The sequence below is a fragment of the Mycobacterium talmoniae genome (assembly GCF_001854525.1).
GTDB lineage: Bacteria > Actinomycetota > Actinomycetes > Mycobacteriales > Mycobacteriaceae > Mycobacterium > Mycobacterium talmoniae.
This window is the reverse complement of the sequence record NZ_MLQM01000147.1, coordinates 1-13,511: the sequence shown is the minus strand read 5'-3', so window position 1 is coordinate 13,511 and position 13,511 is coordinate 1. Positions and strand designations below refer to the sequence as shown.

Annotated in this window: 11 protein-coding genes and 3 pseudogenes; 7 read left to right on the top strand and 7 right to left on the bottom strand. The window is 70.0% G+C overall.

Annotated elements, in window-relative coordinates; all coding sequences use genetic code 11:
* Positions 1-73 precede the first annotated feature (73 nt).
* The 3 genes and pseudogenes from BKN37_RS20925 to BKN37_RS20915 form a co-directional block, all read right to left on the bottom strand.
* A pseudogene (locus tag BKN37_RS20925) lies at positions 74-1,249 on the bottom strand (thiolase family protein).
* 69 nt (positions 1,250-1,318) lie between these two features.
* Positions 1,319-2,206: an enoyl-CoA hydratase/isomerase family protein gene (locus BKN37_RS20920; protein WP_071028881.1), complete on the bottom strand. Its 888-nt coding sequence runs from the start codon at positions 2,204-2,206 to the stop codon at positions 1,319-1,321.
* Entirely contained in the window at positions 2,203-2,913 is a 711-nt protein-coding gene (locus BKN37_RS20915; RefSeq protein ID WP_071028880.1) for a hotdog family protein, read from the bottom strand. Before BKN37_RS20915 ends, BKN37_RS20920 begins: the two co-directional genes overlap by 4 nt.
* A gap of 78 nt (positions 2,914-2,991) precedes the next feature.
* Between BKN37_RS20915 and BKN37_RS20910 the strand changes: the two genes are divergently transcribed.
* The 7 genes from BKN37_RS20910 to BKN37_RS20880 all read left to right on the top strand — a co-directional run bounded on the left by BKN37_RS20910 (position 2,992) and on the right by BKN37_RS20880 (position 10,515).
* Complete coding sequence (locus BKN37_RS20910; protein WP_071028879.1) at positions 2,992-3,810, top strand: enoyl-CoA hydratase/isomerase family protein; 819 nt, start codon at positions 2,992-2,994, stop codon at positions 3,808-3,810.
* Between the two features lie 25 nt (positions 3,811-3,835).
* Entirely contained in the window at positions 3,836-4,642 is an 807-nt protein-coding gene (locus BKN37_RS20905) for an enoyl-CoA hydratase/isomerase family protein (protein ID WP_071028878.1), read from the top strand.
* Positions 4,627-5,424 (top strand): enoyl-CoA hydratase/isomerase family protein, encoded by a 798-nt coding sequence (locus BKN37_RS20900; protein WP_071028877.1) that lies wholly within the window; start codon positions 4,627-4,629, stop codon positions 5,422-5,424. The genes BKN37_RS20905 and BKN37_RS20900 overlap by 16 nt, the downstream gene beginning before the upstream one ends.
* Entirely contained in the window at positions 5,424-6,866 is a 1,443-nt protein-coding gene (locus BKN37_RS20895; protein ID WP_071028876.1) for a class I adenylate-forming enzyme family protein, read from the top strand. The genes BKN37_RS20900 and BKN37_RS20895 overlap by 1 nt, the downstream gene beginning before the upstream one ends.
* On the top strand, positions 6,856-8,412 hold the full coding sequence (locus BKN37_RS20890) for a class I adenylate-forming enzyme family protein (protein WP_071028875.1): 1,557 nt from the start codon (positions 6,856-6,858) through the stop codon (positions 8,410-8,412). Before BKN37_RS20895 ends, BKN37_RS20890 begins: the two co-directional genes overlap by 11 nt.
* Positions 8,405-9,922, top strand: a complete 1,518-nt coding sequence (locus tag BKN37_RS20885) for a class I adenylate-forming enzyme family protein (protein ID WP_071028874.1) — start codon at positions 8,405-8,407, stop codon at positions 9,920-9,922. Before BKN37_RS20890 ends, BKN37_RS20885 begins: the two co-directional genes overlap by 8 nt.
* Before the next feature lie 245 nt (positions 9,923-10,167).
* A complete protein-coding gene (locus tag BKN37_RS20880; RefSeq protein ID WP_071028873.1) occupies positions 10,168-10,515 on the top strand; it encodes a hypothetical protein in 348 nt (115 codons plus the stop codon).
* Positions 10,516-10,637: 122 nt separating this feature from the next.
* On the opposite strand, the gene BKN37_RS20875 is transcribed toward BKN37_RS20880, so the two are convergent.
* From BKN37_RS20875 to BKN37_RS30460, 4 genes and pseudogenes are all read right to left on the bottom strand, one after another.
* Positions 10,638-11,339 carry a GntR family transcriptional regulator gene (locus BKN37_RS20875; RefSeq protein WP_071028872.1) on the bottom strand — a complete coding sequence of 234 codons (702 nt, stop codon included), beginning with the start codon at positions 11,337-11,339 and terminating at the stop codon, positions 10,638-10,640.
* Positions 11,340-11,342: 3 nt separating this feature from the next.
* A complete protein-coding gene (locus BKN37_RS20870) occupies positions 11,343-12,536 on the bottom strand; it encodes an acyl-CoA dehydrogenase family protein (protein ID WP_071028871.1) in 1,194 nt (397 codons plus the stop codon).
* Positions 12,529-13,359, bottom strand: a pseudogene (locus BKN37_RS20865) (acetyl-CoA C-acyltransferase); the annotation flags it as partial. The pseudogene BKN37_RS20865 and the gene BKN37_RS20870, both read right to left, overlap by 8 nt.
* A pseudogene (locus BKN37_RS30460) lies at positions 13,356-13,511 on the bottom strand (arabinosyltransferase C-terminal domain-containing protein); the annotation flags it as partial. The pseudogenes BKN37_RS30460 and BKN37_RS20865, both read right to left, overlap by 4 nt.

Here is a 13,511-nt window from a genome sequence, read left to right as displayed (position 1 = left end):
CCGCGAGCAGACGCAGATTCGCACTCGCGGCGGCCGCGGAGTGCGAATCTGCGTCTGCTCGGCGTTCGGGAAACTACACCTCGATGACGACGGCGCCGCCCTGACCGCCGCCGGCACACATCGCGGCCACACCGATGCCGCCGCCGCGCCGCTGCAGCTCGTAGACCAGGGTGGTCACCATCCGCGCCCCGGAGGCGGCGATCGGGTGACCCAGGCTGCAGCCGCTGCCGGAGAAGTTCACCTTCTCCTCGTCCAGGCCGTATTCGCGGCACGCCGCGATCGGCACCGACGCGAGCGCCTCGTTGATCTCTCACAGCGCGACGTCGCCGGCCGACAGCCCGGCCCGCTGCAGCACCTTGCCGATCACCTTGACCGCGCCCAGCCCGGTGTCGCGGGGGGCCACCCCGGCGGCCGCCCAGGCCTTGACGCTGCCCAGCACGCTCAGCCCCTCACCCTCGGCGTAGCCGCGCTCGACGAGCGCCACCGCGGCGGCCGCGTCGTTGGTGCCGCTGCTGTTGCCGGCGGTGATCGAGAACCCCTCGATCTCGGGGTGCAGTACCTTCAGGCCCGCCAGCTTCTCCACGGTGGTGTCCCGGCGCGGGTGCTCGTCGACGCTGAACTCGGTCACCGACCCGTCGGGCAGTTCGACCTTCAACGGCACGATCTCGTCGACGAACTTGCCCGCGTCGATCGCGGCGATCGCCCGCTGATGTGACCGCGCCGCCCAGGCGTCCATCTCCTCGCGGGTGATGCCGGCGGCCTGGGCGGTGTTCCAGCCCACCGTGATCGACATGTCGCGGGTCGGCGCGTCCGGGGCTTCCGGATGGGTGGGCGGCATCCAGGGCTCTTCGAACTTCAGCTCCGGCCCGGGCACCCGCCACTTGGTCACCGGCGTCATCGATAGCGACTGCACGCCCCCGGCGATCAGCACCCGCTCCATGCCGGAGCCGATCTGGGCGGCCGCGTTGCCGATCGCGGTCAGGCTGCCCGCGCAGTGCCGGTTGACGGATTGGCCGGGCACGTCTTCCATCCCGCACTTCGCCGCCGCGTACCGCGCGAGATCGCCGCCGCCGTAGTGGGACTCGGCGAAGATGATGTCATCGATGGCGCCCGGCTCGATGCCGGCGCGGCGCACCACCTCGGGCAGCACGGTGGTGATCAATGTTTCCGGAGGGGTGTTGACCAGGGTTCCCTTGAACGACCGTCCGATCGCCGTCCGCACGGCACCGACGATGACAGGTGTGGGCATATCGCAACCTTACATTGTTCGACGTTTATGTAAACCTAGCAGTTCCCGCGACACGGTCAATACCGGGGCTTACGGTTCCGGCACGTGGAAGTGTTCGTCGCGCAGCCGGAACGCCTCCTTGGTGCCGTGTTGGGCGCGGGTCTTGACGAAGTTGAACTCGCCGGGCGCGAACTGCAGGTTGGTGCCAAACGCGTGAAACAGGTAGCTGGCCACCTCCTCGCCCTGGTAGGCCTGGCTCTGCTCGACCAGCCGGAACGCCTCCTTGGCGATGACCACGCCGTCGGCCGGCATCTTGGCCACCTTCTCCGCCCAGTACCGCGCCCGCCCCGAAACCAGCTCAGGCTCACACGTTTCGGTGAACACCCCGAGGTGCTCGACCGCGGCCGCTTCGATGATGTCGCCGGTCAGCAGCAGCCGCCGCGCCAACACCGGCCCCAGCCGGTGGAAGAACATGTGCAGGCTGCCCAGCGCCGGGCCCAGGAAGCGGGTGGCCGGCATGCCGAGTTTGGTGTTGCGGGCCACCACGGCGATGTCGGTCATCAGCGCCATCTCGAAGCCGCCGCCCAGCGCGTAGCCGCTGATCTCCCCCACCGTGACCTTGGGGAAGCCCATCAGATTGTGGTAGAAGCCGAACGACTTGCGGTCGACGGTGAGCCGCCGCCGTTGGCTGGGGCGGCTTTTGGCCGGCGGCTGGGCGGGATCCGCCCGCTCGCCATACCAGCCGTAGGCGTTGTTCATGTCCGCGCCGGTGGAAAACACCCCGTCGGCGCCGCGCAGCAGCACCACCACCAGGTCGTCGTCCTCGGCGACGTGATCCAGGCAGCGGGCCAGGGCGTCCCGCATGGTCGCGTCATAGGAGTTGCGTTGCCGCGGGTTGTTCAAGGTGATGGTGGCGATCCGCTTCTCGGGATCGCTCGCGAAGAGCACACGGTCGTCCGTGGTGTCCTCCAGGGTCATCTGCCGGGTTCCTTCCTGTCGCCGGTGGACTCGGGCCGGCGGCGGCCGAACCGGTAGCCGGTCAGCTTTTCGGGCGGCGACGCGACGGTGGCGACTTCCCCGGTGCACAGCACCTGGTCGCCGTGCCGCAGTCGCGCCGTGGCGGTGATGCCCCGCTCGGATTCGGCGCGCACGATGTCGAAGCCCAACTCGGTCAGGATCGGCGTGGGCCGGCGGAAGGTCACCACCAGTGATCGGGTGCGGCCCGCCAGCTGGGCCGCGCAACTTTGGTGCTGGATGACGCAGTCGAAGAACACCGCGAGGAACCCGCCGTGCACCAATCCGGGCGGCCCCTCGTACACCAGCGGGAAAGTGACTCGGCCTGAGGCGTTCTCGGCGTCGAGGTGATCGAAGTGGTATTCCGGGAAGCAGGGGTTGAAGGCGCCGATGTCGAAGGCGTGCCCCAGGTAGACCCGCCGGTCCGCGCCGCCGTCGGGGCCGATGCGGGGCGCGGGGTCCGGCGGCGCCGCGGCGGCCAGCGCGGCCTCCCAGTCGGCGCACCGGGCCAGCATGTCGTCGACCGCCGGATGGGGGTGCTCCAACGACAGCAGCAGACCGGTCAACCGCCGGAGCGAGGCCGCGGCGGCGACGGTCTGCGCCAACGGCCGTTCGCCGTAGCGGGCGATGTCGTCCACCGCGGTCGGTGAAATCTCTGCGCCGTCCGTCATGCGCCTTTCCTCAACTGAGAACAATCGTATAGCCTACTGTAGGGGTAACGATATAGCGACCGAAGGGCGGTTCCCACCGTGACCGACGACGCCGACTCCGCCGCGGCCGAGGGCTCGGTGACCGCGCTGCGCGAGGGCGCCATCCTGCGGGTGACGCTGGACCGACCCGAGCGACGTAATTCCTTGAGCCACCCGATGATTGACGAGTTCGTCGCCGCCCTCACCGAGGCGGCCACCGACGACACGCTGCGCGCCATTCACGTTCGCGGGGCCGGCGCGGACTTTTGCGCGGGCGCCGACTGGGTGGCCACCAACACCGAGGGTCATCGACCCCGCACCGGGGCCCTGGCGCGGCGCATCCCGCACACCGCCCACCGGGTGATCGAACTGGTGCACAGCATCCAGTTGCCGGTGGTGTGCAGCGTGCGCGGCTGGGCGGTCGGGTTGGGCTGCAATCTGGCGCTGGCCGCCGACTTCACCGTGGCGGCGTCCGACGCGGTGTTCTGGGAGCCGTTTTTGACCCGCGGGTTCAGCCCGGATTCGGGCTCCACCTGGCTGCTGCCCCGGCTGGTCGGGTTGGCCCGGGCCAAGCGGATGCTGCTGCTCGGGGAGAAGGTGTCCGGAGCCGACGCCGCGGACTGGGGTCTGATCCACCAGGCGACCGACCCGGCCGAGCTGGACGCCGCCGCCGAGGCGCTGTTGGCCCGGCTGGCATCGGGCCCCACGGTCGCGCTCGGTCTGACCAAACAGGCCCTCAATTACGGCCAGCATGCCACCCTACCCCAGTCCATGACACATGAGTTGTCCAGTTTGGAATTGTCTTGCCGGACCGGTGATTTCAAAGAGGGACTGGCCGCGTTCCAACAGCGACGCACGCCCGATTTCCAGGGCCGCTAACGCCCCGCCCACGAAGGGATCCCCGATGCCCGCGTTCGACACCATCAAATACGAGGTCGACGGCCACACGGCCACGATCACGCTGAACCGCCCCGAGGCGCTCAATGCGCTGAGCCCGCACATGATCACCGAGTTGCGGGCCGCCTACCAGGAAGCCGAAAACGACGATCGGGTGTGGCTGCTGATCGTCACCGGCACCGGCCGGGCGTTTTGCACCGGCGCCGACGTCAAGGCGATCCCCGGCGACGGCAAGGTGATCAACGACCGCCCGTATCTGTCCACCTATGAGCAGTGGGAGGCGCCGCAGGAGGGCACCCCGCCGTTTCGGACCATGGCCAAACCGGTGTTGGCGGCGATCAACGGCATCTGCTGCGGCGCCGGACTGGACTGGGTGACCACCGGCGACATCGTCATCGCCTCCGCGCAGGCCACCTTCTTCGACCCGCATGTGTCGATCGGGTTGGTCGCCGGCCGCGAGGTGGTGCGGCTGGCCCGGGTGCTGCCCCGGTCGGTTGCCCTGCGGATGGCGATGATGGGCAAACATGAGCGGATGAGCGCCCAACGCGCCTACGAGCTGGGCATGATCAGCGAGGTCGTCGAGCACGACCGGTTGCTCGAACGCGCCCACGAGATCGCCGCCGTGGTCAACTCCAATGCGCCGCTGGCGGTGCGCGGAACCCGGCTGGCCATCCTCAAGGGCCTGGACCTGCCCCTGCACGAAGCCGAAATGCTGGCCGAGGCGTTCCGGGAACGCAACCTGCACACCGAGGATTCGTTGGAAGGACCGCAGGCGTTCGTCGAGAAGCGGGCACCGGAATGGCAGTGCCGATGAGCCCGTTTGAAACCATCCTGCTGGAGTTCGACCGCGCCGCCCGGGTGGCCACCATCACGTTGAACCGCCCCGATCGGCTCAACGCGTTCAACCGCACCATGTGCGAGGAGATGACCGCGGCGTGGCGCATCGTCAAACTCGACACCGCCGTCAACGCCGTGGTGCTGCGGGCCGCCGGCACCCGGGCGTTCAGCGCCGGGCTGGACATCAAAACCCCCTACGGACAGCCGGATAACGTGTGGAACCACGAGGATCCCGGCGAAGCGCTCAGCCCCAAATGGCAGAAGATGTTCAAACCGGTGGTGTGCGCGGTGCAGGGCATGTGCACCGCCGGCGGGTTCTACTTCGTCAACGAGGCCGACGTGGTGATCTGCGGCAGCGACGCGACGTTCTTCGACTCACACGTGTCCGCGGGCCTGGTCTGCGCGCTGGAGCCGGTCGGGCTGATGCGCCGCGTCGGCCTGGGCGAAACGCTGCGGATCGCGTTGATGGGCAACGACGAACGGGTCGGCGCGGACACCGCGCTGCGGATCGGACTGGTGTCGGAAGTGGTGGCCCCCGAACGGCTGTGGGCGCGTGCGCATGAAATCGCGGCCAGCATCGCCGCCAAACCGCCGTCGGCCATCCAGGGCACGGTCAAGGCGATCTGGGAGTCGCTGGACAAGCCCTACCGCGCGGCGTTGGATCAGGGCCTGATCTACACCCGGCTGGGCAACCCGCTCGGGAAAGCCGAACTCGACGCGCAACCCAACGGCACCGCTACCCCACCGCGGATCCGCTGATGGTGCATCCGCTGAGCCGGCGCATCGCCACGGTGCTGGATCTGCGACCCGACGCCCCCGCCGTCGAATACGACGGCCAGTGGTTCAGCTGGGCCCAGATCGGCCAGCTGGCCCGCCGGATCGCGGCCGTGTCCGGCCGCAACAAGGTTGGGATCCTGTTGCGCAACCGGCCCCCGCAGCTGGCCGCGCTGCTCGGGGTGCTGCTGGGCGGCGGCTGTGTCGTGGTGATCAACCCGTCCCGCGGCGACGACCGGACCCGCGCCGACATCGCCGCGCTGGCGCTGCCGGTGATCATCGGCGCGCCCGACGACCTGGCCCAGCTGGTCACCCCGACTGACGCCACCCGGGTGGTGTCGCTGTCCGGCCTGACCGACGAACCCCGGGTCACCGCCGGCGGCGCGGCGGCGGCGCGACCGGGTGTGGCGGTGTGGATGTTGACCAGCGGCACCACCGGCCCGCCCAAACGCGTCGACCTCAGCTACGACATGCTGGCGCACAGCGTGTTGGGGGCCCAGGCGCCCACGGAGCCGCGGCGTGGCATCGCGATCGTCAACTCGCCGCTGGTGCACATCGGCGGGGTGTTCCGGGTGCTGCAATGCGTCGCCGACGCCCGCTCCTTTGTGCTGCTGGACCGGTTCGAGTTGGGCCGCTGGGCCGACGCGGTCCGCAAGTATCGGCCGGGCGCGGTGTCGCTGGTGCCGGCGGCGCTGCGGATGGTGTTGCATTCCGACCTGACCCGCGAGGACCTGGCCGGTATCCGTGCGGTGACGTCCGGGACCGCGCCGCTGTCGGCCGACGACGCCGACGCGTTCACCGAAAAGTACGGCATCCCGGTGCTGACCTCTTATGCCGCAACCGAATTCGGCGGCGGGGTGGCCGGCTGGACGCTGCCCGACTACCAGCGCTACTGGCGGGCCAAACGCGGCAGCGTCGGGCGGGCCAGCTTGGGGGCCCGGCTGCGGGTGGTCGGCGACGACGGCGTCCCGCTGGGACCCGACCAGGTCGGTCTGCTGGAGGTCAAACCCGGGCAGCTGGGACCGTCGACGGACTGGATGCGCACCACCGATTTGGCCCGCATCGACGCCGACGGGTTCCTGTGGATTCTGGGCCGCGCGGACCAGGCCATCATCCGGGGCGGGTTCAAGGTGATGCCCGACGATGTGCGCCTGGCCCTGGAGGCCCATCCGGCGGTGCAGGGCGCGGCGGTGGTCGGCCGGCCCGACCCGCGCCTCGGGCAGACCCCGGTGGCCATGGTCGAGCTGCGCGACGGCGCCACCGCCGACGCGGCGCAGCTGGTCGACTTCCTCGGGACTCGGTTGGCCCGCTACGAAATCCCCACCGACATCGCGGTCGTCGAGGCCATCCCGAGAACACCGTCGGGCAAAGCCGATCTCGGCGCGATCCGGCGTTATTTCACCGCGCAGGGCGAGTATGCCCGGTGACGCGCGCGCACTGCCGGACATCCTGCGCGCCCAAGCGCGCACCCGGGCGGCGCACCCGCTGCTGGTCTGCGACGGCGAACGGCTCAGCTACGCCCAGGCCGACGCCCGCTCGGCCGAGCTGGCCCGCGGCCTGATCGCGCTGGGCGCCGGCAAGGGCAGCCACATCGGGGTGCTCTACCCCAACGGCGCGGGGTTTGTCGTCGGGATGCTGGCCGCGGCGCGCATCGGCGCGGTGGTGGTCCCGTTTCCCACCTTCGCCACCGCGGCCGAGGTGCGGGAGCAGCTGGTGCACGGCGATGTGCAGATTCTGCTGGCCGCGTCCGGCTACCGGTCGCACGACTACCGGCGGCGGCTGGCCGAGGTGCTCACCGACGCCGACATCGAGTCCGGGGCACAGATTTTCAGCGGCGCGGCGCCGCAGCTGCGCCATGTGGTGTTCGACGGGGCGGCGCCGCCCGCCGAGCCCGTGGACGCCGCGCTGTTGTCGGCGATGGAGGCCGACATCGACGGCGGTGACCCGTTGGCGATCGTCTACACGTCGGGGTCGACCGGCGCCCCCAAGGGGGTGGTGCACACCCACGCCGGGCTGCTCGGCCATCAGCGCAACCTCAACGAGATCCGCGGTCTGACCGCCGCGGACCGGTTGTTTTGCAATTCGCCGTTCTTTTGGGTCGGCGGCTTGGCGTTTGCGCTGCTGGCCACGCTGCTGGCCGGCTCGACCCTGGTGTGTTCCAACGCCGCGGACCCCGGCGCCACCCTGGATCTCCTGGAGGCCGAAAAACCCACGATCGGCAACGGTTTCGCGGCCGGGGTGGCGGCGCTGGCCCACCACCCCAGCTTCCCGGGACGCGACCTGTCCTCGCTGCGCCGCGGCAACCTGTATCCGATCATGGCGCCCGACGCCCGGCCCGCCGACCCCGAACTGCGGCACAACATGCTCGGCATGACCGAGACCGGCAGTGTCGTATTGCTCGGCGGGGACGAGACCGACCAGCCCGCGCACCGGCGCGGCTCCTTCGGCACGCCGGCACCGGGTTTCGAGTGCGCGGTGGTGGACCCGGGCAGCGGGGCGCCGGTCGGCCCCGGCCAGCCGGGTGAGCTGTGGGTGCGCGGAGCCTATCTGATGCAGGGGTACCACAAGCGTGCCCGGGAGGAGTGTTTCGACGCCGACGGCTGGTTTCACACCGGTGATCTGGTGCGCACCGACGCCGACGGCTACTACTACTTCCTCGGCCGACGCGGGGCGCTGATCAAGACGGCCGGCGCCAACGTGGCACCGGCCGAGGTGGAGCGGGCCATCGCCAAGGTGACCGGCGGGGTGACCGCCCACGTGCTGGGGCTCCCCGACCCGCAGCGCGGGCAGCTGGTGGCGGCCGTGCTGGAAGACTCCGATGTGGATGCGGCCGGGCTGCGGGACCGGCTGAAGTCCGAGCTGTCGAGTTACAAGATCCCGCGCCGCGTCGTCGCGCTGCCGGCCGACCGAATCCCGCTGTTGTCCAGCGGCAAGGTCGATCTGCGCCGGCTCGCCGAGGTGTTCGATGCCTGACACCCTGACGATCGATGCGCTGGTGCGAGCCCGCTCCGCCGCGCACGGCGCCAAGCCGATGGTGATCGATCCCGGCACCCGGCTCGGCTATGCCGAACTCGAGGCGACCAGCCGTGACTTGGCGGCCGTGCTGATCGACGCCGGCGTCGGCAAGGGCACCCGGGTCGGGCTGATCATGCCCAACGGGGCCCGCTGGGTGCAGGTCGCGCTCGCGGTGACCCGCATCGGTGCGGTGCTGGTGCCGTTGAGCACGCTGCTGACCGCACGCGAGCTGGTCGCGCAGCTCCGCGCGGCGTCGGTGCAGTGCCTGATCAGCGTCGAGGAGTTCCGCGGCCACCGCTATCTCGACGAGCTGGCCGGTCAGCTGACCGCGCCCACCGAACTTCCGGCGCTGCGGCAGGTTTGGGACGCCGACCGGCTGGGACGGGCCGCCGCGAGCCCGGCGGCCACCCGGATCGTCGATGCGTTGGCCGCCACGGTGACGCCCGCCGACCCGCTGGTGGTGATGTTCACCTCGGGCTCCAGCGGCGCACCCAAGGGGGTGGTGCACTCGCACGGCAACGCGCTGCGCGCCGTGCAGTCCGGCCTGGCCGCCCGCTGCATCGACGCCGACACCCGGCTGTACCTGCCGATGCCGTTCTTCTGGGTGGGCGGCTTCGGCAGCGGTGTGCTGTCGGTGCTGCTGGCCGGGGCGACCCTGGTCACCGAGGAGATCCCCAAACCCGAAACCACATTGCGGCTGCTGGAATCCGAACGCGTGACACTGTTTCGCGGCTGGCCCGATCAGGCCGAGGCCCTAGCCCGTCACCGCGGCGCCACGGATCTGTCGGCGCTGCGGGCCGGCAGCCTGGAGGCCCTGCTGCCGCCGCAGCATCGCGCCCCGCCCGGGGCGCGGGCCCGGCTGTTCGGGATGACCGAGGCGTTCGGACCGTACAGCGGCTACGCCGCCGACACCGACATGCCGCGATCGGCCTGGGGCAGCTGCGGACAGCCGTTCCCGGGTATGCAGGTCCGCATCGTCGACCCCGACACGGGTGCCGCCCTGCCGACCGGCGCGGTGGGCATGATCCAGATCCGCGGGCCGCACATCCTGCGCGGCATCTGCCGGCGCCGCCGCGAAGAGGTGTTCACCGTCGACGGCTTCTACCCCACCGGGGATTTGGGCCACCTCGACGACGACGGGTTCCTGTTCTACCACGGCCGATCCGACGACATGTTCAAGGTCAGCGGCGCCACCGTCTACCCCAGCGAGGTCGAACAGGCGCTGCGGGCCATCGACGGCGTCGACGCCGCGTTCGTGACCGAGGTCGGCGTGGGCCGGGTCGGTGCGGTGGTGGTGTGCGACACCGGGGTGATGACCGTCGACCAGCTCCGCGGACAGGCCCGAAAGCTGTTGAGTGCGTTCAAGGTACCGACGGTGTGGCGATTGGTGGCTGGGGACGACGCCGTCCCGCGCGGGTCGACGGGCAAGGTGGATGTCCGGCGGTTGCGGACGATGTTGGCGGTGTAGCCGAGCGTTCTCTCCCGCACGTCTTGTTCCGCCAGTCACATGGGTCACGGCCCGGGACCCATGTGGTGTTGCGTCCGCCTCTGAGCGACAAACCGGGGTTTCGGGCCCTTCGCGAACGACGGCGCGGTCACTGGCGACGCTGGCGTCCCGCTCGTCACAGGTGTCACGGGTTGTCGCTGGTGGGCGGCTGCCCGGCTCGCAGCGACAACCGGGGCGATGTCGGAGCGGGGTGCGACGGTGGGGCGATGATCAAAACCATCCGATTGGTGCGCGGCATCGAACTGCGCTACCTGTTGACACTGCATTTGTTCGACCACGGTCCGGCCAGCGTCGCCGTACTGGTCGCCGCGTTGGACGCCCAGGGTTTCGTCGTTGCCGGGCGGGCCTCCAAGGCCGTCTCGGACGCGTTGCGCTGGGAGCGCGGCTACGGGCGGGTACGCCGGTTCGGGCGCGGCCGCTACGGGCCGGGGTGGATGCCGCGTGGCACCGAACACCGCATCCGGTCGCTGCCGTTGTCGCTGACAGCCGGGCAACCGCCCACCAGCGACAATCCGAGACGCCCGGGGCCGGTGGGACGGCAGCGTCGCAAGTGACCGCCAGTTGAGCCGTCAAGCGCCTCAAACCCCGGTTTGTCGCTCAGAGGCGGACGCAACACCCCATCCCGCCCTTTCCGGGACCCCTGCGACTCCTGAGACTCAATGAAGCCACACCCCAATCACCGCCGGCGGCGCACGCTCGATCGGCTGGCCGCATCCACCACCCCGTGGGCGATGAGGTGCTCGATCAGCGGCGCCGCGCCGGCGGCCAGGTGCTCGGCCATGGCGGTGCGCGCCAACTCCTCGTCCTGTTTGGCCAACGCGGTCAACAGGCGGCGGTGATGTTTGGTGGATTTCGCCGGCCAGCCGGAGACGGTGGGAAACACCGATTCGGGGGCGTACCGGGTGATCTGCGACATCAACTGGGCGAGCTTCGGGGAGTCCGCGGCGACGTTGATGGCCCGGTGGAACTCGTGGTTGAGCCGCACCGCGCGTTCCTCATCGTCGCGGGCGTAGGCGTCCTCCAGCTGGTCCTGGATCACCTCGAGTTCACGCACCTGCTCCGCGCTGATATTGGCCGCGGCCCGGGCGGCCAGTTCGCCGCCGATGTGCGCCTGCACGTCGGACACGTCGACGATGTCGCGGCCGGTCACCGGCAGCACCACAAAGCCGCGGTGCGGCTGCTGCTCGAGCAGGCCCTCGGCCCGCAGACCGAACAGCGCCTCGCGCACCGGGGTGACGCTGATCCCCAACTCGGCCGCCAACTGGTCCAGCCGCACATACTCGCCGGCCGGGTAGCTGCCGTTGAAGATTCGTTTGCGGACGAACCGGGCCACATCTTCGGAAAGCTGTGACCGCGTGGGGAAGTCGGGGGCGCTCACTGGTCAGATCCGGTAGTCGGCCAGCAGCCGTTTGCTGATGATCTGTTTTTGGATCTCGCTGGTGCCCTCCCCGATCAGCAGGAACGGGGCGTCGCGCATCAGCCGTTCGATCTCGTACTCCTTGGAATAGCCGTAGCCGCCGTGGATCCGGAAGCTCTGCTGGGTGACCTCCGAGCAGAATTCGCTGGCCAGGTACTTGGCCATCCCGGCGGCGACGTCGTTGCGTTCCCCGGAGTCCTTGAGCCGGGCCGCGTTGACCATCATCAGGTGCGCGGCCTCCACCTTGGTGGCCATTTCGGCCAGTTGGAAGGCGATGGCCTGATGCTCGGCGATCGGTTTCCCGAACGTCTGGCGCTGCTGGGCGTAGCGCACCGCCAGTTCGAACGCCCGGATCCCGACGCCGCACGCCCGCGCCGACACGTTGACCCGACCCACCTCGATGCCGTCCATCATCTGAACAAAGCCCTGCCCGGGGGCGCCACCGAGCACGTCGTCGGCGCTAGCCCGGTAGCCGTCGAAGATCAGCTCGGTGGTGTCGATGCCCTTGTAGCCCAGCTTGTCGATCTTGCCGGGGATGGTCAGCCCCGGCGCGACTTCGCCGAAGCCGGTGGGCTTTTCGATCAGGAACGCGGTCAGGTTGCAGTGCGGTTTGTCCGCGCCCTCGTCGGTGCGGACCAGGGCCGCCACCAGCGTCGAGCTGCCGCCGTTGGTCAACCACATCTTCTGGCCGTCGATGGTGTAGCCGCCGTCCGGAGCCCGGGTGCCCCGGGTCCGGATCGCCGCGACATCGGATCCCAGTTCGGGCTCGGACATCGAAAACGCGCCGCGGGTTTCCCCGGTCGCCATCCGGGGCAGATACCGTTGCTTCTGCGCGTCGGTGCCGTGCTGGCGCAGCATGTAGGCGACGATGAAGTGGGTGTTGATCACCCCGGAGACGCTCATCCAGCCGCGGGCCAGTTCCTCCACGCACAGCGCGTAGGTGAGCAGGGATTCGCCCAGCCCCCCGTATTCTTCGGGGATCATCAGGCCGAACAGGCCCATCTCCCGCATCGCGTCGACGATGGCCTGCGGGTAGGTGTCGGTGCGCTCGAGTTCCGCCGCGGTGGGGATGACTTCCTTGTCGACGAATTCGCGTACCGTGGCCACGATTTCGGTTTGGAATTCGGTGAGGCCCAGGGTTTGCGCAAGCCTAGTCATGAGCGTCAACCCTTTCGAAGACCGCGGCCAGCCCCTGCCCGCCGCCAATGCACATGGTTTCTAGCCCGTAGCGGCCCTGCCGCCGGGTCAGCTCCCGGGCCAGGCTGGCCAGCATCCGCCCGCCGGTGGCCCCCACCGGATGCCCGAGCGAGATCCCCGAGCCGTGCACGTTGGTGCGCTCCCGGTCGGCGGCGGTAAACCCCCATTCGGCCATCACCGCCAGCGCCTGCGCGGCGAAGGCTTCGTTGAGTTCGATCAGGTCGATGTCGGCGAGCCGCAGGCCGGCCTTGCCCAGCGCGACCTCGGTCGCGGGCACCGGCCCGATACCCATCAGGTGCGGCGCCACCCCCGCCGCACCCCAGGACACCAGCCGCACCAACGGCGTCAGCCCGAGTGCGTCGGCCTTTTCCGGCGTGGTCACCACGCACATCGAGGCCGCGTCGTTTTGCCCGCTGGCGTTGCCGGCGGTGACCGTTGCATCCGGATCCTGCGCCAACAGCACGGGTTTGAGCTTGCTCAGCGACTCCACCGTGGTGTCCGCGCGCGGATGCTCGTCGGTGTCGATGACGTCCTCGCCGGTACGGGTCCGCACGGTGACCGGGATGATCTCGTCGGCGAAGACGCCGTTTTTCTGGGCGGCCACCGCACGCTGATGCGACGTCACCGCCAACTCGTCCTGCTCGCGGCGGGTGATGCCGTAGTCCCGGCGCAAGTTCTCGGCGGTCTCCAGCATCCCGCCGGGCACCGGATAATGCCGTCCGCCGGCCGTGGTGCGGCCGCGCGCCAGACCGTCGTGCACCCGCACCCCGCCCCGCGCCCCACCGCCCCCCCCCGCCCCCCCCCCGGCCCCGTGATCACGCCCTGCTCGATCACCGCGTCGGGCGACTGCTCGGCGGGGACCAGCCGGTGGTACTGCTCGACCGATCCCCAGTCCCGGTACCAGTCGTCGCGCAGGTAGGTGGGGATGGTGCTGGT